The following is a 19,750-nucleotide window of genomic DNA, read 5'->3' as shown; positions in this document are numbered from 1 at the left end:
TCCTTGAAGTCGGGGCTCAGAGGCGTTCAATGACGGTGGCAATGCCCATGCCGCCGCCGACACACAGGGTCGCCAGGCCATAACGCAGGCGACGCACCTCCAATTCGTCGAGCAACGTACCGAGAATTGCGCACCCCGTGGCGCCCAAGGGATGCCCCATGGCGATGGAGCCACCGTTGACGTTGACCTTGGCAGGGTCGATGGCCATGTCCTTGATGAACTTGAGCACCACCGAGGCGAAGGCTTCATTGACTTCGAACAGGTCAATGTCCTCCACCCGCAACCCGGCCTTGGCCAGGGCCTTGCGGGTAGCCGGCGCCGGGCCGGTGAGCATGATGGTCGGGTCGGTACTGGTGACAGCGCTGGCGACGATCCGCGCCCGGGGTTGCAGGCCCATGGCGCGCCCCTTGGCTTCGGAACCGATCAACATCAGCGCCGCGCCATCGACGATGCCGGAACTGTTGCCCGGCGTGTGCACGTGATGAATTCGTTCGACATGGCTATAGACGCGCAACGCCGTGCCATCGAACCCCATCTGGCCTATGGCCTCGAAGCTTGGCTTGAGCTTGCCCAGGCCTTCGAGCGTGGAGTCGGCGCGGATGAACTCGTCGTGGTCCAGCAGCACGATGCCATTCTGGTCCCGCACGGCGACCAGGGATTTATTGAACGAACCGTCAGCCCGGGCACGCGCTGCTTTTTGCTGGGAATGCAGCGCATAACCGTCGACATCCTCACGGCTAAAGCCTTCCAGCGTGGCGATCAAGTCGGCGCCGATGCCCTGGGGAACGAAGTGACCGTGCAGGTTGGCTTGCGGGTCCAGCGCCCACGCGCCGCCATCGCTGCCCATGGGCACCCGGGACATGGATTCGACGCCGCCGGCCACCACCAGGTCTTCGAACCCGGAACGCACTTTCATCGCCGCCAAGTTCACCGCCTCCAGGCCCGAGGCGCAAAACCGATTGAGTTGCACGCCTGCCACGCTGACATCCCAATTGGCCACCAGCGCGGCGGTCTTGGCGATATCGGCCCCCTGCTCACCTACCGGGGTCACGCAACCGAGCACGATGTCATCGACCTGGCTGGTGTCCAGATCCATGCGCTGCTGCAAAGCGCTGAGCAGGCCACCCATCAGGTTCACCGGCTTGACGCTGTGCAAGGCGCCATCGGCCTTGCCCTTGCCGCGGGGCGTGCGTAATGCGTCGAAAATCAAAGCTTGGGTCATGACGTCCTCGAAACCACGGGGTAATGCGATGCCTTCAACCATAAGCCCAGCGGCGCCGGATTCAATGACCGCAGTGCTCAATGGCGTTGACGGCCACGCTCAGACGAACGGTAGCGAGCTATCGGGTTAACCGATTCAGGAGGGCAAGCTGTCTAGCAAAAGGGCCGACAGGAAGGTGGCAATAGGCCTCATGCCTTTTTTAGAGCAACCTGTACCAAACTGATACGAATTGGATCTAAGCCAAGGCCGCCGCGGCCCCTAATGTAATCCTTGTACAAGAAAGTCGTCGGGTTTTGCCGAGGCGCTTGTCGAACAGGAAGTGCAACGCCAGCCGCCATGGATATGCAGGCTGGCTTTTAGGAAATAACAATAAAGGCGGGTCAGCCATGTTCAAACATTCGAAAGTTCGCCAAGCCGGACTCATTCTCTTTGCCACGACGCTGCTGTTGATTTTGCCGAATATCACCAAGGTGATTGGCTGAATCCTGCGCGAGGGCATCTGCATCATCCATTAGTTGTCGCCAAAAAATGTGACGGTCTCTGTTCGAGCCGCGATGGCTGTGCCAACCTTTGCGGCACCCCCTCGACATGGAAGGCGATCGACTTGAAAGCTCTTATTGTGTTCGGGGCGTTGCTGCTCAGCACGCCCCTTTATGCCGCTCAACTGGTGCTGGAGTTGGGCGCGGGTACGCGCACCTGGCAAACCGAAGAACTGCTCAAGCATCCGGATGTTCAAACGGTCCAGATCGCTGATGACGTTTCCTACAAGAAACCGATGAGCTATCGAGCCGTGCCGCTGACGGCACTATTGACGGGCGTCCAAGCGAACGACCACCTGCAAGCCGTTGCCCTGGACGGCTTCGCTGCCGAAATGCCTGCGGCGCCGTTACTCAACAAGAGCGGGGCCCGGGCCTGGCTGGCGATCGAGGACCCGGCCAAGCCATGGCCGTCGCTGGGGGAAGGCAAGCACAGTGCCGGGCCTTTCTATCTGGTCTGGACCGATCCGCAGGCTGGCCACATCAGCCCGGAGCAATGGCCCTACGCGGTGGCGACAATCAAGCGCCTGTCGGCCGTGGCCGAACGCTTCCCCGCCCTGCTACCGGCGCCCAGCCTGGCCAAGGACGACCCGGTCAATAAAGGTTTCGAACTGTTCCAGAAAAATTGCCTGGCATGCCACCGGCTCAATGGCGCAGGCGATGCACAGTTCGGCCCTGACCTGAACATTCCCTTCAACCCGACCGAATACTTCTTCGGGGATTTCCTCAAGCACTACATTCGCGACCCGCAAGCGCTGCGTCGCTGGCCCCAGGGCAAGATGCCCGGGTTCTCGGCTGCGGTGCTGCCGGATTCCGAGCTGGATTTGCTGGTGGGTTATTTGAAGCATATGGCGGGACGCAAGCAGCCATTGGCCCCGTGAGATTGCTTTTTTTGTGGCGAGGGAGCTTGCTCCCGCTGGGCTGCGCAGCAGCCCCTTAAAAAGCTTGCGAGCGCTTCGCACTCGAGCGGGAGCAAGCTCCCTCGCCACAAAAGCGCCCTCGTTGGAAGGTTATTGTTGTTGCACCGTGATCACCGGCGCCGGTGGCACGACCAGCTTGGCATGCATCTGCTCGCAACCGCCGCCACGACGCATGCCACGTACCGGGCAGGCGTCCAGGTAATCCAGGCCCACGGCCAGCTTCAGGTGGCGCTCCGGACGGGCCAGTTGGTTGGTCACGTCGAAGCTGTACCAGGCGTCGTCAAGCCAGGCCTCCGCCCAGGCATGGCTTGCCAGGTGTTCGCTCTCTTCGCTGAACAGATACCCCGAGACATACCGCGCCGGCACCCCCAGGCTACGGGCGCAGGCCAGGAAGGCGTGGGTGTGATCCTGGCACACCCCGCTACGACCGGCAAAAGCCTGGGCCGCACTGGTCTCCACCTCAGTGGTGCCTGGGGTGTAGATCATGTGCTGGTTCAGCCCGTGCATCAGGTCGATCAGCGCCGAGCGATCACGACGCTGCTGGCATTGCTGCGCGGCGAAGGCTCGAAGGGCTTCGTCCGCTTCCGTTAGCCGGGTGAAGCGCAGGAACGGCAGCGCCGATTGGCTCTCGTGCTCGGCTTCGCGCAACGGATCGATATCCACCTGTCCGCGGGCACCGATGATGATTGTTTCGTGGGGTTCGTCCAGGGTCAGTACGTGAAGGATATTGCCGAACGGGTCCAACTGCGCACGCACCGGCCGGGGCAAATCCAGTTGCCAGCTCAGCACATGCTGGCGTTCGCTGTCGTGGGGCGTCAGGCGCAGGTACTGGATGCTGGCGCGCACCTGATCTTCATAGTGGTAGGCCGTTTCATGGCTGATCGAGAGTCTCATATGACCTCCAGGTAGGAACTGTGAATGGCATTGCCCAGTTCACGGACCAGTGGGATGAATTCGGTGAGCCAGGCATGCAGGCCCCCGTCGAGGATTTCATTGATGCCGGTGTAGCGCAGGCGTGCGTCCATTTCCGCCGCCAGCCGTTGTGCCTGCCGACCGTTGGTGCCCGGCAGGCTCGCGAGGATCTGGTTGATTTCTTCGGTGCAGGCGCGCAGCGAACGCGGCACATCGGCGCGCAACAGCAGCAACTCAGCCACATGGCGAGCGCCCGGGGCGTCACGGTAGATCTCGGTATAAGCCTCGAAGGACGACAAGGCTCGCAACAAGGCGCTCCATTGGTAATAGGCGTGGGCCGTGCCATCGCTGACCGTGTCGGCCTGGTCACCGGCCATTTCGTAGCGGGCGTCGAGCAAGCGCAGGGTGTTGTCGGCCCTTTCGATGAAGGTCCCCAGGCGAATGAAGCGGAACGCGTCGTTGCGCATGATGGTGCCGTAGGTGGCGCCGCGAAACAGGTGGGATCGCTCCTTGATCCACTCACAGAAACGGCTCATGCCGTAGCGATTCAAGCCTTGCTCGGCGATACCGCGAATTTCCAGCCAGGTGGCGTTGATGTTCTCCCACATGTCGGCGGTGATTCGCCCACGTACCGCGTGGGCACTGGCTCGCGCGGCGCCGAGGCAGCTGTAGATACTGGCCGGGTTGGCCGCTTCCAGGGCAAAGAAATGCAGCAGGCGCTCGGCGTGCAGATCGGCGTGTCGCTCCCGATAATCATCCAGCGTGCCGGTGATCAGCAATGGCATGGCCAGCTCGTGCAAGCCATCGCCACGCCCGTCCTGGGGCATCAGTGACAACGAATAGCTGACGTCGAGCATCCGTGCGAGGTTTTCCGCGCGCTCCAGATAGCGCGACATCCAGTACAGGTCCGAGGCGGTTCTACTCAGCATGGCAGCTCCTCAATCCTCGACTACCCAAGTATCCTTGGTCCCACCGCCCTGGGATGAATTCACCACCAGGGAACCTTCGCGCAGCGCCACCCGCGTCAGCCCACCAGGCACCACGCGGGTCTCGCGCCCCGACAGCACAAACGGCCGCAAGTCGATGTGGCGCGGGGCGATGCCGTTTTCGACAAAGGTCGGACAGGTCGAGAGCGACAGCGTCGGCTGAGCGATATAGGCGTGCGGCTTGGCCTTGATCCGCTCTCGGAAGGCATCGATCTGCGCCGTCGTCGCGGCCGGCCCCACCAGCATTCCGTAACCGCCGGAACCCTGGGTTTCCTTGACCACCAGGTCGGGAAGATTCGCCAGCACGTGGGAAAGTTCAGCAGGATTACGACATTGCCATGTAGGGACGTTCTTCAGAATCGGCTCCTCGTCCAGGTAAAAACGGATCATGTCGGTGACGAAGGGGTACACCGACTTGTCGTCCGCCACGCCCGTGCCGATGGCGTTGGCCAGCACCACGTTGCCGGAACGATAGGAGGACAACAGGCCCGGCACCCCGAGCATCGAGTCCGGGTTGAAGGCCAGCGGATCGAGGAACGCGTCGTCGAGGCGACGGTAGATCACATCCACCGCTTTCGGGCCGTCGGTGGTGCGCATGAACACTTTGTCATCACGCACGAACAGGTCGGCGCCTTCCACCAACTCCACGCCCATCTCTCGGGCCAGGAACGCGTGCTCGAAGAACGCGCTGTTGAAACGCCCCGGCGTGAGCACCACGACACTGGGATCGTCCAGCGGGCTGGCGCTTTTCAGGGTGTCTAGCAGCAGGTTCGGATAATGATCGATAGGGGCGATGCGCTGGGCGGCGAACAGTTCGGGGAACAGGCGCATCATCATCTTGCGGTCTTCGAGCATGTAGCTGACGCCGCTGGGCGTACGAAGATTGTCTTCGAGCACGTAGTACGTGCCGTCACCGTCGCGAACCAGATCGACACCACAAATGTGGGCATAGATGTCGCGGTGCAGATCAAGCCCCTGCATCGCCAGTTGGTACTGCTCGTTGACCAGCACCTGTTCGGCGGGAATGATGCCGGCCCGGATGATCCGTTGTTCGTGGTAGAGGTCGGCCAGGAACATGTTCAGCGCCTTGACCCGCTGGATGCAGCCGCGTTCGACCACCCGCCATTCACTGGCCGGGATGCTGCGCGGAATAGTGTCGAAAGGGATCAGGCGCTCGGTCCCCTGCTCGTCCCCGTAGAGCGTAAACGTAATGCCAGCACGATGAAACAACAGGTCGGCTTCGCGCCTGCGTTGCGCCAGCAGCTCACCAGGCGTTTCAGCCAGCCAGCGGGCAAACGCCTGGTAATGCGGGCGGACCTGGCCGTTGGCATCGTACATTTCATCAAAACCGCTGCGGATCATGCCGTACTCCTTGTCACCCTGGCAGCAAGGCTTCGCAAGCCCCGTGCCATCGGCATAAACGCTTTATGATCAACGGGTTGGATTCTCCTCTGACAGGCCGCGCACTTTTCTAGTGCAACAAATGCCCCCACCCCGCTGCCCCCGCTTCATTGCGACGCAGGGGCGTCGCTCTGCTGAGCATAGTCTCGGAAAAACGACGCGACTTGATCTGGATACAGTTAAGTACAAAACCTGGGGAAGTGATTGTGGTGTGTCAGCGAGTAATGATGTTGATCGTGCAGCCGCCATCGCGAGCAAGCTCGGCTCCCACAGGGACTCTCGTTAGCTCACAGACATGAAAACGGCCGACACAAGGTCAGCCGTTGCTGTGGTTGCGGTGAGTGACTGTCAGGCCTGCAGGCGCCGGATCTCTTGCTTGACACCCCAGCCCTCGATCACACCACCCAAGGGTTCGACGACTGCCTCAAAGTCTTGCTCGAAGTCGCCAATGTCATCGTAAGTGGCGTACATCACCCGGCTCAGTTCCAACGACCAAGCCCCATCGTCCCGTGCACTGATCTGCGCGTTCAACGATTCTCCCCGAAAATGACCTGCCGCCCTGCGCGCCCGCTCCTCGTCCGGGAAAATGGCGTAGAACTCAATGGGATGGAATCGGGAAAAATCGAAACCGCCTTCTTTCATGCGGCGCAACACGCTGGTGCTGATGTCTTCTTGATAGGCTGTGCTCATGAAACGTCCTCCTGAAACCAATGGATAGACTTTCCGTCTTCCCGTGCGTGAAGCCCTCAGGCTGCAAGCAGTACGGCATCAAATGGCCGTCGGGACACAAGCATGTAGCTGACAAGACCGGACCTTGGCGATCCTTTCGCTGATCTCAATTGCAGAGTAGCCGCAAGTGGCGGCCGCTGCCAAGCGAGACCAGGCACCGTTTCATGAAATCGATGTAATGCTGATGATTTCGATACTGTGCTGGGACTTGAGGTTCTTGACGGTGGGATCTTCAGTGCGACCTTCCAGGTCGTTGAGGTCCAGTTGGGCGGAAACGGGCAGCAATTTTTCGCGAATCAGTTGTGCAGCCTGCTCCATCGTAGGCTCCTGCTCGTAGTCGAACTGCTCGGCGATGGCTTCGCCATGATCATCCACGAAAGTGATTTCCCACTTTTGCATCGGTGTCTCCTTGATCAATTCAGGGCCTGGCTTACCTTTATCTCGACATTGAGGTCTGAACAATCGTTCCGCCGAGCGTCTGGACGGCACCCATGAAAAGACCGCCTCTGGGGCGGTCTCTGGGTATGAAGCCGTGGCCGATCAGTTTTCGGCGCGCGCCTTGAGGGCTTTCAAAGTATTGAACGGTGCATCCACCACGAACTTGTTCGCCAGCCAGGACGGCACGTCCCCCCCTGGTTCGGTGTGGACCTGGTAGGTCACTTCGATCTGGCCAGCGCCCTTTGGCGTGAACTTCCAGAAGCCGTCGACCTGGGTCACGCGCACGAAACCTTGCTCTTCGGGCAGGTATTTCGGCACACCCTTGAGCTTGCGGGTCAGGCTGCCATCGGCGCCCTCCTCGGTGGTGACTTCCAGTACCGAGTCCCGGGACGTCACCGGCCATGGCGTGTTGAACTGAGTGTAGGTCCAGCTCTGATTGCCTTCGTGCTTGAGCAGTTTCTGGCTCTTGCATTCATGAATCCAGGCGCAGGCACCGGGAACGTCTTCCTGCAGGGTCCGAAGCTTGGCCATGGTGGTTTTCATCACCGTCACGCCGCGATAGGCCTTGTATTTGGAGCCCGCCACCTCACTGAGGGAAACCTTGATACCGTCTTTCTCCTTGGCAACCTGCCAGTCCTCTGCCTGAGCGGTGGCCGTTGCCAGCAACACGGTCAACCCACACAACACAGCCATACGATGCAGCGAACCCATAGTTCTTTTCCTTATTGTCCAAGTTCGTTCAGTTAGGATCCGTTCATTGACTCATTACGCTGCCGTGATTTGCTCCCACCAACCGATCAGCCGGATGGCCTCTTCACTGCTGCTGCCGCAAACCTCGATGTCGGCTTCGAACGCCGAGCACACCGCCGGACGCTCCGGCAGGCCGAAGATCCGGCACAGGTTATCGACCGACAATTGCACGCAACGTTCTCCCGCCGGCTTGCCTTGGGGCATGCCAGGGATAGGTGAGCTGATGGAAGGGGCGATGCAACAGGCGCCACAGCCTTCACGGCATTTCATGACGACAACATCCTCAGGACAGGTAATGGTTAGTAACAGAACACAGAGTAACGGCTAAAACACTCGTTTTAAATTACCGTCTGCGTGTTTTTTTGCCCACGGCGGGATGACCGAATGGTCAGCGACGAACTGCAGGCCTGTCGAAGGTTTATTGCTTGAATTCGAAGTCCAGTGCTGCGCCTTCCACCTCATTGCGCTCCTGGTTGCGCAGTGGCAGCTGCATTTCATTGCTCAACAAACGGCCATTGAGCTGAAACGGCCCGGGTTTCTCGCCGAACATCGACGGCAAGAGGGGTTCACGCTTGAACTGCACCACCTTACCCGGTGGTTGCAGTTGATCGACCATCTCATGGGGCAAGCTCAAATCCAGCTTGGCCGGCGGCAATGGGGTCTTGGCGACCTCGTGGGCGGATTTGCTCTTGGAGGCGATGGGCGCGCGTTTTTTCTTCGCCGGTGCCACCTTCTTGGCGGAAGGTTTCTTGGCCGCCGTGATTTTTTTCGGCGCATCCTTCGTGACACTGGCGGCCGGTTTTTCCTGCGCCGGCGCTGCCGCGACTACGCCTCCCATGTGGAAGACGCTCAACAGGCCGATCAAAACCCAGGCAGCAGGAACAATGGCTTTCATAGATACAACAGCATTGACGGCAGAGACCCCCATGCTCGCCTGATAATGAGGCGCTGACAAGCACATCGAGCTAAGCCACTGACGTCTAAAGAAATCCGTTGGCTGTCTCCTGGCACAATTGAGTGGCCAACAGCCCCAGCGTCATCAAGGCCCGCTCTGCCTCACGGTTCCAAGGGGTGCCGCAGTTCAAGCGAATGCAGTGGTTGAACTGCTCGGTGTTACTGAAAATCAGCCCTGGCGCGATGCTGATGCCTTGTTGCAACGCCCGCACATGCAACTCCTGGGTATTGACCCGCCCCGGCAGGCTGACCCACAGGATGAAGCCTCCAGTGGGACGGCTCATCTGCGTGCCTTCGGGGAAGTACTGCTGCACCGCCAGCTGAAAGGCGCTGAGGTTCTTGCGGTACTCCTGCCGGATATAACGCAAGTGCCGGTCATAGCCGCCGTTTTCCAGGTACGCGGCAATGCCCATCTGCGTGACGCTGCACGCCGAATGCGTACTGAAGGTCTGGAGCCGCTGGATTTCCTGCTGGAATTTCCCCGCGATCATCCAACCGATGCGCACACCCGGCGACAACGTCTTGGAAAAACTCGAGCAGTAGATGACCCGGTCCAGCCGGTCGTAGGCCTTGAGGGCCTTGGTGCGCCCCTGCTCGAACATCAACTCGCCATAGATATCGTCCTCGACGATCTGGATGTCGAAGTCCGACGCCAGGCGCAGCAGTTGCTTTTGTCGCTCCTCCGGCATGGTGCCGCCAAGAGGATTGCTCAGGCGCGTGGTCAGCACCAGCGCCTTGATCGACCATTGGTTGGCCGCCAACTGCAAGGCCTCCAGGCTCATACCGGTGACCGGGTCGCTGGGGATCTCGATAACCTTGAGGCCCAACAGATCCGCCAGTTGCAGCAAGCCGTAATAGGTCGGCGACTCAGCGGCGATCAAGTCCCCGGGCCGCGTCAGCACCCGCAAGGACATCTGCAACGCATCGACGCAGCCGTGGGTGATCACCACCTCGGAAGGGTCCACCACGACGCCGGCATCGCGCATGCGAATCGCCACTTGGCGGCGCAACGGCTCGAAACCCGGGCTGAACATGTAGCTGAACGCCCGCGGGCTGTGGAAGCGTGTGACCTTGGCCAATTGCTGATGCAGGGCCCGGACAGGCAGATAGTCGACGCTCGGGACCGCCGCGCCCAAGGGAAACACCCCTTCGCGGCGCGACTCGACCAATACTTGCTGAATGATGCTGCTGCGCGTCACCAGCCCCGGACGCTCGACCCGGGCAATGTCCGGCGTCGGTGCCGTCAGGGCCGGCGTCTGGTGCACGTAGTAGCCCGACTGCGGCCGCGCGCGGATCAGCCCCTGGTCTTCAAGGTTGGCGTAGGCCTGCAGCACCGTGGCATGGCTGACGTTGAGCTGCGAGCTCATCTTGCGCACCGAAGGCACGCGTTCACCGGGCTGATACACACCGCGCCGGATGTCTTCAGCCAGCTGTTGAGCAATACGTTGATAGAGCAGAAGGTTGGTCATGACGCAGCACTCGATTTCACGGGCATTTTATTCTTGTCGGAAACGATACCGGAACAGTTTAGAAGTGTACTGGGACAGTTGCCAGATTACTCGACAGTACAGTGGAGTGACAGCTCTAACTGTACTCATCGCGCATCGATTGCAGGGCCAAAAAAACCCGGCGCCTTCTACAGGGGCCGGGTTTTCCAGTGACGCAACCCTTAGCGGGCGGCGCCGAGCTGGCCTTTTTCGTCAGAGAACACAATTTCAACGCGACGGTTCTGTGCCCGGCCGCGCTCGGTAGCGTTGACGTCCACCGGGTATTCATCACCGTAGCCTTCGACCTGGATGCGCTTTTCATCAACCCCAAGGTCCACCAGCACATCCGCGACCGCTTGCGCGCGATCGCGAGACAGCTTGAGGTTTTCCTGCTTGCCGCCCGTGCTGTCGGTGTACCCCTCGATACGCACCACGCGCTTGGGATTGAGCTGTAAGAACTGCACAATCTTGAGCACCACCCGGTTGGCCGAGTTCTTCAGTTCCGCTTCGCCGGTGTCGAACAGCACGTCGCCCAGGGTCATCACCAGGCCGCGATCGGTCTGGGTGGTCGCCATCGCCATGATCTGTTCTTCGAGCCATTTGCCCTGCTGCTGCACACTCAGCAACTTGGATTCGCGCAGGGCCAGTTGCAGGCGCTGGCGCTCCAGTTCGAGCTTCGCCGCGCGCTCTTCGTTGAGCACCTGATTGCTGTGCTCCCGGGCGATCGCACTGTAGCGCTGGCTCAGGTAGGCGTAATGCTGCACATCTTCGCCGCTGCCCCAGTAACTGGACAAACGATCGGCACGGGCCAGGGATTCGCCAGCGCGGATCACGTCCCGGGGCGCGGCACGCAATACGTTGGCGTCTTCCTTGACCTTCTGGAAATCGGTGCTGGCCTGCTCGAGCGCCGCTTCGCTGCGTTGGCCGGCGCAGCCATACAAGCTGGCCAGGCCGGCGAGTACCAGACCGCCCAATACGTGGGAGTGCTTCATTGGGCATCCTCCCTCAGCTGTTTGCGCAAGCGCTTGATGCGGGTGTCGAGCACATTCAGTTGCTCCTGGCTCTTGAGGGTCAGCACCTTCGCTTCGGCCAGGCGGGCGTCGAGTTCGGCCTGTTCGGCCCGCATGCGCGCCTTCTTGTAGGATTCGTCGGCCATGTTGGATTTGGCGCGAGCGAATTTTTCTTCAGCCAGTTTCAATTCGGGCACTTCGTCGGCAGTAGCGCCAACGGCCCGCGCTTGCTCCAGTGCCTGTTCGGTCAGGCGGATCTGTTCATTCGGCGCCGGATCGGCTGCGCAGCCCGCCAGAGCCAGAACGGCCAGGGCAGCGAAAAGAGGTCGAATAGTCACTAATGTTCCCTACTGTTTTGGGGCACTGACAGGTGGCTGCAACTGTGTTTTCCAACGCTCGAGATTGCGCTGCAACACAGCCTCCGTCAGACCGGACGCGGCCAATTCTGTCATCTTTTGCGCCAGCTGTCCGCGTAACCATGGGTCATTGCAGGCGGAGTTATGGGAAACCGCGAGGAACAGCCCGGGTTTGTCCACCGGTTGCGGTGCGGCTTGCAGATCGTTGGCCATCCCCAGTGTCTGCGCCATCGCCAGGCCCGAATAGCGCCCCGCCAGGACATATTCCACCTCTCCCAGCAGCAATTTCTGAAAGGCCTGGGTCAGGTTGGGCGTGCGCACCAGGGACAATTGCTGCTCGGCAAAGACGCCAAATCCCTGGGTCATACGGGCCTTTTCCGACAAGGCCCCGGGATGACCGTGAAGGTCTGCGGGCTGGTTGATGACCAGCGTCGAGTCCTTGCGGGTCCAGACCAGGTAATCGTTTTCGAGCAAGGGCGGATGAACGTAATCCAGCACTTCAAGCCCGGTAACGGTCAATGGCGCGTCGGTGAGCAGGTCCATGCGTCCGCTGCGCACTTCGTCCAACGCCTGGGCGCGCTTGCCGGCATACAGCAGTTCGATCTTGATCCCCAGTTCTTGCGCGACGTGCGTCAGCAGGTCGGCACTGGCGCCAATCAAGTGCTTGGGGTCTTGAGGGTCCTGCCAGAGATAGGGCGGCGCATCCGGGCTGCCGGTAGCGATCAGTCGTTCACATTTGCCGGCGGCGACAGACAGGCCTGGCACGAGCGCCAACGTCCACAGCAACGGCCAGCCGGCCAAACGACGCAGATCCATGGCAATACGCTCCTCTGAGGCAGAAATAAAAAGCCCGGCCAAAGGGCCGGGCTCTTTATAAGTGAAGACGCCGGATTAGACCAGCTTCTCCAGCTCAGGGATGGCTTCGAACAAGTCCGCGACCAGACCATAGTCGGCCACCTGGAAGATCGGCGCCTCTTCGTCCTTGTTGATCGCAACAATCACTTTGGAGTCTTTCATGCCCGCCAGGTGCTGGATCGCGCCGGAGATACCGACGGCGATGTACAGCTGTGGCGCAACGATCTTGCCGGTCTGGCCGACCTGCATGTCGTTGGGCACGAAGCCTGCGTCGACCGCCGCGCGGGAAGCGCCGACCGCCGCGCCCAGCTTGTCGGCCAGGGCGTACAGGTGCTTGAAGTTATCGCCGTTCTGCATGCCACGGCCGCCGGAAACGACGATCTTGGCAGCGGTCAGTTCAGGACGGTCGGACTTGGCCAGTTCTTCGTTGACGAAGCTGGAGATGCCGGCGTCGTGGGCAGCGCCTACCGCTTCAACGGCAGCCGAGCCACCTTCGGCGGCAACCGGGTCGAAACCGGTGGCGCGGACGGTGATGACCTTGACGGCAGCGGTCGATTGCACGGTGGCAATGGCGTTGCCCGCGTAGATCGGACGCTTGAAGGTGTCGGCGCTTTCGACCGAGATGATCTCGGAGATCTGGTCGACGTCCAGTGCAGCAGCCACGCGCGGCAGGATGTTTTTGCCGTTGGACGTGGCGGCCGCCAGGATGTGGCTGTAGCCCTTGCCCAGCTCGGCTACCAGCGGCGCAACGTTTTCCGGCAATTGGTGCGCGTAGGCGGCGTTGTCGGCCGACAGCACTTTGGCCACGCCTGCGATTTTCGCAGCAGCTTCAGCCACGGCGCCAGCACCCTGGCCAGCTACCAGCACGTGAATGTCGCCACCGATTTTAGCGGCAGCAGCAACAGTGTTCAGCGTGGCCGGAGCCAGCGCCTTGTTATCGTGTTCGGCGATTACGAGGATAGTCATGATCAGATCACCTTCGCTTCGTTTTTCAGTTTCTCGACCAGTTCAGCCACCGACTTGACCTTGATGCCCGCGCTGCGTGCAGCCGGCGCTTCGACCTTGAGGGTCTTGTTGGTGGAGGCGGTGGAAACGCCCAAAGCGTCAGGCGTCAGCACTTCAAGCGGCTTCTTCTTGGCTTTCATGATGTTTGGCAGGGACGCATAACGCGGCTCGTTCAAACGCAGGTCGGTGGTGACGATCGCTGGCAGTTTCAGGGAAACGGTCTGTGCGCCGCCGTCGATCTCGCGGGTCACGGCAACGCTGTCACCAGACACTTCGACTTTGGAGGCGAAGGTGCCCTGACCGTAGCCGCTCAAAGCAGCGAGCATCTGGCCGGTCTGGTTGTTGTCGCTGTCGATGGCTTGTTTGCCGAGGATCACCAGCGATGGTTGTTCCTTGTCGACAACGGCCTTGAGCAGCTTGGCCACAGCCAGCGAGGTCAGGTCTTCGGCGGATTCGACGAGGATGGCGCGATCGGCACCCAGTGCCAGCGCGGTGCGCAGTTGTTCCTGGGCGGTGGTCGGGCCGATGGAGACGACGACGATCTCAGTCGCCACGCCTTTTTCCTTCAGGCGTACGGCTTCTTCTACGGCGATTTCGCAGAAAGGGTTCATCGACATCTTGACGTTGGCGAGGTCGACGCCGGAGTTGTCCGCCTTGACGCGAACCTTGACGTTATAGTCGACCACTCGTTTGACAGCTACAAGAACCTTCATGGATTCCTCGTTACTCTCCGGTGAAAAAAAGTCGCCTAGGCGAACCTGGCGGTTGATGCTCATGGGCGCAAGGGCACCTCTAAAAACGCCGGCATGAACCACACATGACCCAGCTCACGGGAGTGAAGACCATTCGTCAGTGACGACCGATGAGTCATTCATTATCGCGGCGTGTAAACTGCGCGTCGGAACCACGCAATGCGTCACTTTGTGCTGCCTTCGCCCTGTCTTTAGAGGTGCTCTTGAAACCAACAGTCAGCCTACGGCGAGCGCAAAACCGCCCGTATCTTGACCGGAACGCCTATTCCGGTCAATACGGCAAAATGGTCAGTCATAAGCCGTACGTCAGTGATTTATCTGGGCTGCGGCAATTTCAAACAAACGTTTGTATTGGACCCTGAGAGTGGTGTAGATATAATGCGCCGCTTAAGAGAGACACGCGTTTCATCCATTGTCGCTTTCGTCGCTTTTTGCGAAGGAAACAACGGATGCAACGCCAAACCTCCAATTAGAAAAAACTGTGAGCCTTGAGTAGGAGATAGCCCTGTGGAACGCGAATACATGGAATTCGACGTGGTCATCGTCGGTGCCGGCCCCGCTGGCCTGTCTGCCGCTTGCCGACTGAAACAGAAGGCCGCCGAAGCCGGTAAGGAAATCAGCGTCTGCGTGGTCGAAAAAGGCTCGGAAGTCGGTGCGCACATTCTCTCCGGCGCGGTGTTCGAACCCCGTGCCCTGAACGAACTGTTTCCAGACTGGAAAGAACTCGGCGCACCGCTGAATACGCCCGTCAAACGCGATGACATTTATGTCCTGAAAAACGCCGAGACCGCGAGCAAAATCCCTGACTTCTTCGTGCCCAAGACCATGCACAACGAAGGCAACTATATTATTTCCCTGGGCAACCTGTGCCGCTGGCTGGCCCAGCAAGCCGAGAACCTGGGCGTGGAGATCTACCCAGGGTTCGCCGCCCAGGAAGCGCTGTTCGACGAGAACGGCGTGGTGCGCGGGATCATCACCGGCGACCTGGGTGTCGACCGCGAAGGCAATCCGAAGGAAGGCCTCTACACCCCGGGCATGGAGTTGCGCGGCAAATACACGCTGTTCGCCGAAGGCTGCCGTGGCCACATCGGCAAGCAGTTGATCAAGCGCTTCAACCTGGACAGCGAGGCCGACGCCCAGCACTACGGCATCGGCCTGAAGGAAATCTGGGAAATCGACCCGGCCAAGCATCAACCCGGCCTGGTGGTGCACACCGCCGGCTGGCCGCTGGACATCATGGGCACCGAGAACACCGGCGGCTCCTTCCTTTATCACCTGGAAAACAACCAGGTGGTGGTCGGCCTGATCGTCGACCTGTCCTACAGCAACACCTACCTGTCGCCGTTCGACGAGTTCCAGCGCCTCAAGCATCACCCGGTGCTCAAGCAGTACCTGGAAGGCGGCAAGCGCGTCAGCTACGGCGCCCGCGCCATCTGCAAGGGCGGTCTGAACTCGTTGCCGAAAATGGTCTTCAAGGGCGGCGCGTTGATCGGTTGCGACCTCGGCACTTTGAACTTCGCCAAGATCAAGGGCAGCCACACCGCCATGAAGTCCGGCATGCTCGCCGCCGAGGCGGTGGCCGATCGCCTGTTCGCCGAATCCGAAGGCGGTGATGAACTGACCGCCTACGTCGACAGCTTCAAGAACAGCTGGCTGTACGAAGAGCTGTTCGCCAGTCGCAACTTCGGCGCGGCGATCCACAAGTACGGCGCCATCATCGGCGGCGGCTTCAACTGGCTCGACCAGAACATCTTCGGCGGCAAGCTGCCCTTCACCCTGCACGACAACAAGCCGGACTATGCCTGCCTCAAGCTGGCGGCCGATTGCAAAAAGATCGACTACCCGAAACCGGACGGCAAGATCAGCTTCGACAAACTCAGCTCGGTGTTCATCTCCGGTACCAACCATGAAGAAGAACAGCCCTGCCACCTGAAGCTGACCGACCCGAGCATTCCGATCAGCAAGAACCTGCCGCTGTACGACGAACCGGCCCAGCGCTACTGCCCGGCCGGCGTGTACGAAGTGGTGACCAAGGAAGACGGCGAGAAGCGCTTCCAGATCAACGCCCAGAACTGCGTGCACTGCAAGACCTGTGACATCAAGGACCCTTCGCAGAACATCACTTGGGTGTCGCCGGAAGGCGCTGGCGGACCGACTTACCCGAACATGTAAGCCGACACGCTGTACATCGAGGCTCCCGCAATGGGGTAATGCTGTTCACTTAAGAAAAATGATGGACCTGTGGCGGGGAGCTTGCTCCCGCTCGGCTGCGAAGCAGTCGTAAACCGGCGGGTGCGGTGTGTCTGATGCTCCGTATTTGGCAGGTTGTGGGGCCGCTTCGCGGCCCAGCGGGAGCAAGCTCCCTCGCCACGGGTTTGTCGACTGTCTTAAGTGAACAGCATTACCCGCAATGGGGGCCTTTTTGTTGCCTGCCATCTAAGCAGCACCACAGCTCGCTCCCACAGGGCGACATCAGTGGATCAGGCGGCGCGCTCTTCCCCAGGGTTGCGCTCGAAGTAACGCTTGTATTCCCGGCTGAACTGCGACGAACTCTGATACCCCACCTGATGCGCGACCTGGGCCACGCCCAAGCCTTCGCTGAGCAGCAGTCGTTGAGCCTTGAGCAGGCGCAGACGCTTGAGGTACTGCACGGGCGACAGCAAGGTGCTGCGCTTGAAATGCTCATGGAAGGTCGAAGCGCTCATGTTCGCGCAACTGGCCAATGTCTCGACGTTCAGCGGCTCGGTGAAGTGCGTATGCAAATGGCTCAGGGCCGCGGCAATCCGGGCGAATTGGCCTTGCTGCTCCACCAGCGCCCGCAGCACATCGGCCTGGGGCCCGCGCAACGCGACGAACAGCAACTCCCGCAGCCGCGCCTGGCCCATGACCTGGCATTCCAGTGGGTCGTGCAAGCACTGCAACAGGCGTTCGACGCATCCGCGCATGGCGCCATCGAGCACGGCGCTGGTCATGGACTCCGGCGTCTGGGCCGCGAGGCTTCGCCCCGGCATCAATCCCATGGCCAGCACCAGCTCGCCCAACAGCGCCCGATCGATCGCAACCGAAATCCCGAGCAACGGAGCATCGGGCATGGCGTAGGTTTCACATTCGAACGGCACCGGCAACGCCTGGATCAAGTAATGCCCGGCGCCGTACTCCAGCGTACGCGGTCCCAGGTACGCCAGCTTGCTGCCTTGGGCGATGATCACCAGGCTCGGCTCGTAGAGCTGCGGGCCACGGGCGATGTCCTGGCTGCACCGCAGCACTTGCACGCCAGGCAGGCGCGTAGGAATAAAGCCGTCACGGGTCGCCAAGGGTTCGATCAGCGAAACCAGCGCCGCGTTGGCATCGAGATGACGGGTCAGCAACATGGGGAAACTTCACGAAAAAATGGATGGGAACATCATCGCAGGTCTGGCGTCACATAGGAGCAATCCTAGGCCAAGGCCGGAGGATTAGGCATGACACCCGTAGGAATGGTCATCGCCGCATACGGTCAAGGCTCCCAGAATAGATCACCTCACTGTTCACTGCTTAGCGAGGTCCATCATGTACACCGCCATCGGATACGCCGCCCAATCGCCCACCACTCCCCTCGCCCCCATGAAGTTCGAACGCCGCAGCCCGCGAGCTGACGATGTGGCGATCGAAATCCTCTATTGCGGCGTCTGCCACTCCGACATCCACCAGGCGCGCAACGAATGGGGCATCGCCGTTTATCCACTGATGCCTGGCCACGAGATCATCGGCAAAGTCACCGCCGTCGGTGCAAATGTCACCCGTCATAAGGTCGGCGACTTGGTGGGTGTTGGCTGCATGGTCGATTCCTGCCGCGAGTGCGAAGCTTGTCACGCGGACCTGGAGCAATACTGCTATCAGGGCATGACCCAGACCTATGCCAGCCCGGACCGGGTCAGCGGCGGGCATACCATGGGTGGCTACTCCAACAGCATCGTGGTCCAAGAGCACTTCGTGTTGCGCATCCCGGCCGCGCTCGACCCGGCCAGCGCCGCACCGATTCTCTGTGCCGGCATCACCACCTACTCGCCCCTCAAGCACTACGGTGTGAAGGCCGGCGACAAGGTCGGCGTGCTGGGCATGGGTGGCCTCGGCCATATGGGTATCAAGTTCGCCAAAGCCATGGGCGCGGAAGTCACGTTGTTCACCCGCTCGGCCAGCAAGGCTGAAGAGGCCCGTCGCCAGGGCGCCGATCATGTGATCGTGTCCACCGATCCCGAGCAGATGGCCGCCGCGGCCGGACGCTTCCATTTCCTGCTGGACACCATTCCAGTGCAGCACGATCTCAATCCCTACCTCAGCACCCTGCGCTTCGACGGCGTGCACATCCTGGTGGGTCTGGTCGAGCCGATCGATCCACCGGTCCATGCGGCCAACTTGATCATGGGCCGGCGCGTCCTGGCCGGTTCGTTGATTGGCGGGATCGCAGAAACCCAGGAAGTGCTGGATTTCTGCGCCGAGCACAACATCAGTTGCGACATTGAGATGCTCGACATCCGTCAGATCAACGAGGCCTACAGCCGCATGATCGCCGGGGACGTGAAGTACCGCTTTGTCATCGACATGGCGACGCTCAAGGCCTGACCTTCGTCAAACCTTGGCACCCAGTTCCGCCGACAGCCGGGCTGTGACCCCTTTGACCAGGGGAATCAGCTCGGCCATCTTTTCCAGCGGCATGTACGGCACGGTGCTGGCGATGCTGATACCGGCAACGATGCGCTTGCCGGCGTCCCGGATCGGCGCCGCCACACAGCGAATCGACGGTTCGTTGTCTTCCAGGTCGAAGGCATAACCCCCCGCCACGTACTCCAGCATCCGTTGCTGGAACTGTTCCCAGGATTGCTCCTGATGCTGGGGCCAGAACTGATTCTTCCCACCGGCTGGCAGGCTGATTTCATACAGCCGCTTCCATTGTTCCTGCGAATCATCGAGCATCAGCGCCTTGCCGATCCCGGTGCGCGCCAGCGGCATGCGATGGCCTACGCGCGAACGCATTTCCGGGCCGTTGCGCCCTGGATTCTTCAGCAGGTACAAGACTTCGTCGCCCTCACGAATCGCCAGGTGAACGGTGTCCCCGGTCAGTGCCGACAGTTCGTCCAAGTACGGCCCCGCCAGGCTCACCAGTGGCAACTCTTCGCGGGCCTGGAAACCCAGCTCGATCAGCTTCGGTCCCAGCAGGTAGCCCACTTGCGGCACCACGCGCAGGTAACGTTCGTCCACCAGGCAACTGGCCAGGCGATGGGTGGTGCTGCGGGTGGTGCCGATCAGCCGGGCGATTTCCTTCAAGTCACGGGCGCCGCTGGCGACCGCCTGGACCACCCCCAGGCCACGCAACAATGTCTGCGTGCCCGTAGGTGCGGCATCCTTGGTGATTTTTGGATCGTCTTGCTGCATAGCCGGCCTTCAACAGTGAGCGGGA

20 protein-coding genes are annotated in these 19,750 nt (G+C 60.7%); 3 read left to right on the top strand and 17 right to left on the bottom strand.

Annotated features, from left to right (window positions below; all coding sequences use genetic code 11):
- Positions 1–16 precede the first annotated feature (16 nt).
- Complete coding sequence (locus tag BLU76_RS26485) at positions 17–1,222, bottom strand: acetyl-CoA C-acetyltransferase (protein WP_092147205.1); 1,206 nt, start codon at positions 1,220–1,222, stop codon at positions 17–19.
- A gap of 604 nt (positions 1,223–1,826) precedes the next feature.
- On the opposite strand from BLU76_RS26485, the gene BLU76_RS26480 reads away from it, so the two are divergent.
- The gene (locus tag BLU76_RS26480; RefSeq protein ID WP_092225074.1) at positions 1,827–2,639 is read left to right on the top strand and encodes a cytochrome c; all 813 of its coding nucleotides are present in this window, start codon (positions 1,827–1,829) and stop codon (positions 2,637–2,639) included.
- 129 nt (positions 2,640–2,768) lie between these two features.
- Here BLU76_RS26480 and BLU76_RS26475 read toward each other — a convergent pair whose 3' ends face one another.
- The 14 genes from BLU76_RS26475 to BLU76_RS26410 form a co-directional block, all read right to left on the bottom strand.
- Positions 2,769–3,572: a transglutaminase family protein gene (locus BLU76_RS26475; protein ID WP_063324947.1), complete on the bottom strand. Its 804-nt coding sequence runs from the start codon at positions 3,570–3,572 to the stop codon at positions 2,769–2,771.
- Positions 3,569–4,519, bottom strand: coding sequence for an alpha-E domain-containing protein (locus BLU76_RS26470; protein ID WP_063324946.1), 951 nt, complete (start codon positions 4,517–4,519; stop codon positions 3,569–3,571). Before BLU76_RS26470 ends, BLU76_RS26475 begins: the two co-directional genes overlap by 4 nt.
- A 9-nt stretch (positions 4,520–4,528) precedes the next feature.
- Positions 4,529–5,938 carry a circularly permuted type 2 ATP-grasp protein gene (locus tag BLU76_RS26465; RefSeq protein ID WP_063324945.1) on the bottom strand — a complete coding sequence of 470 codons (1,410 nt, stop codon included), beginning with the start codon at positions 5,936–5,938 and terminating at the stop codon, positions 4,529–4,531.
- A 387-nt stretch (positions 5,939–6,325) separates the two neighbouring features.
- On the bottom strand, positions 6,326–6,667 hold the full coding sequence (locus BLU76_RS26460) for a ribonuclease E inhibitor RraB (RefSeq protein WP_003179463.1): 342 nt from the start codon (positions 6,665–6,667) through the stop codon (positions 6,326–6,328).
- A gap of 201 nt (positions 6,668–6,868) precedes the next feature.
- Positions 6,869–7,105 (bottom strand): hypothetical protein, encoded by a 237-nt coding sequence (locus BLU76_RS26455; RefSeq protein WP_092147199.1) that lies wholly within the window; start codon positions 7,103–7,105, stop codon positions 6,869–6,871.
- Positions 7,106–7,246: 141 nt separating this feature from the next.
- Positions 7,247–7,855 (bottom strand): START domain-containing protein, encoded by a 609-nt coding sequence (locus BLU76_RS26450; protein WP_092225072.1) that lies wholly within the window; start codon positions 7,853–7,855, stop codon positions 7,247–7,249.
- A 54-nt stretch (positions 7,856–7,909) separates the two neighbouring features.
- Complete coding sequence (locus BLU76_RS26445; protein WP_063324943.1) at positions 7,910–8,164, bottom strand: YkgJ family cysteine cluster protein; 255 nt, start codon at positions 8,162–8,164, stop codon at positions 7,910–7,912.
- Positions 8,165–8,312: 148 nt separating this feature from the next.
- Positions 8,313–8,789 carry a translation initiation factor 2 gene (locus BLU76_RS26440; RefSeq protein ID WP_092147193.1) on the bottom strand — a complete coding sequence of 159 codons (477 nt, stop codon included), beginning with the start codon at positions 8,787–8,789 and terminating at the stop codon, positions 8,313–8,315.
- An 85-nt stretch (positions 8,790–8,874) separates the two neighbouring features.
- Positions 8,875–10,317 (bottom strand): aminotransferase-like domain-containing protein, encoded by a 1,443-nt coding sequence (locus BLU76_RS26435; RefSeq protein WP_014339472.1) that lies wholly within the window; start codon positions 10,315–10,317, stop codon positions 8,875–8,877.
- A 200-nt stretch (positions 10,318–10,517) separates the two neighbouring features.
- Complete coding sequence (locus tag BLU76_RS26430; protein ID WP_092225070.1) at positions 10,518–11,327, bottom strand: OmpA family protein; 810 nt, start codon at positions 11,325–11,327, stop codon at positions 10,518–10,520.
- A complete protein-coding gene (locus BLU76_RS26425; RefSeq protein ID WP_003204190.1) occupies positions 11,324–11,683 on the bottom strand; it encodes a DUF4398 domain-containing protein in 360 nt (119 codons plus the stop codon). The genes BLU76_RS26430 and BLU76_RS26425 overlap by 4 nt, the downstream gene beginning before the upstream one ends.
- A gap of 9 nt (positions 11,684–11,692) precedes the next feature.
- Entirely contained in the window at positions 11,693–12,517 is an 825-nt protein-coding gene (locus BLU76_RS26420) for a substrate-binding periplasmic protein (RefSeq protein ID WP_092225068.1), read from the bottom strand.
- A gap of 75 nt (positions 12,518–12,592) precedes the next feature.
- Complete coding sequence (locus BLU76_RS26415) at positions 12,593–13,522, bottom strand: electron transfer flavoprotein subunit alpha/FixB family protein (protein WP_003204194.1); 930 nt, start codon at positions 13,520–13,522, stop codon at positions 12,593–12,595.
- A 2-nt stretch (positions 13,523–13,524) separates the two neighbouring features.
- Positions 13,525–14,274, bottom strand: a complete 750-nt coding sequence (locus BLU76_RS26410; RefSeq protein WP_014339477.1) for an electron transfer flavoprotein subunit beta/FixA family protein — start codon at positions 14,272–14,274, stop codon at positions 13,525–13,527.
- 546 nt (positions 14,275–14,820) lie between these two features.
- Between BLU76_RS26410 and BLU76_RS26405 the strand changes: the two genes are divergently transcribed.
- Entirely contained in the window at positions 14,821–16,485 is a 1,665-nt protein-coding gene (locus BLU76_RS26405; protein ID WP_092225066.1) for an electron transfer flavoprotein-ubiquinone oxidoreductase, read from the top strand.
- A 308-nt stretch (positions 16,486–16,793) separates the two neighbouring features.
- On the opposite strand, the gene BLU76_RS26400 is transcribed toward BLU76_RS26405, so the two are convergent.
- The gene (locus BLU76_RS26400; RefSeq protein ID WP_063324937.1) at positions 16,794–17,684 is read right to left on the bottom strand and encodes an AraC family transcriptional regulator; all 891 of its coding nucleotides are present in this window, start codon (positions 17,682–17,684) and stop codon (positions 16,794–16,796) included.
- A 178-nt stretch (positions 17,685–17,862) separates the two neighbouring features.
- Between BLU76_RS26400 and BLU76_RS26395 the strand changes: the two genes are divergently transcribed.
- Positions 17,863–18,915: an NAD(P)-dependent alcohol dehydrogenase gene (locus BLU76_RS26395; protein WP_092225064.1), complete on the top strand. Its 1,053-nt coding sequence runs from the start codon at positions 17,863–17,865 to the stop codon at positions 18,913–18,915.
- A 6-nt stretch (positions 18,916–18,921) separates the two neighbouring features.
- Here the strand turns inward: BLU76_RS26395 and BLU76_RS26390 are convergent, their stop codons facing one another.
- Positions 18,922–19,725: an IclR family transcriptional regulator gene (locus BLU76_RS26390; RefSeq protein ID WP_063324935.1), complete on the bottom strand. Its 804-nt coding sequence runs from the start codon at positions 19,723–19,725 to the stop codon at positions 18,922–18,924.
- Between the last annotated feature and the right edge of the window lie 25 nt (positions 19,726–19,750).

The organism is Pseudomonas sp. NFACC08-1 (genome assembly GCF_900106735.1).
GTDB classification, from domain to species: Bacteria; Pseudomonadota; Gammaproteobacteria; order Pseudomonadales; family Pseudomonadaceae; genus Aquipseudomonas; species Aquipseudomonas fluorescens_Q.
This window is presented reverse-complemented; position numbering and strand designations above follow the sequence as displayed.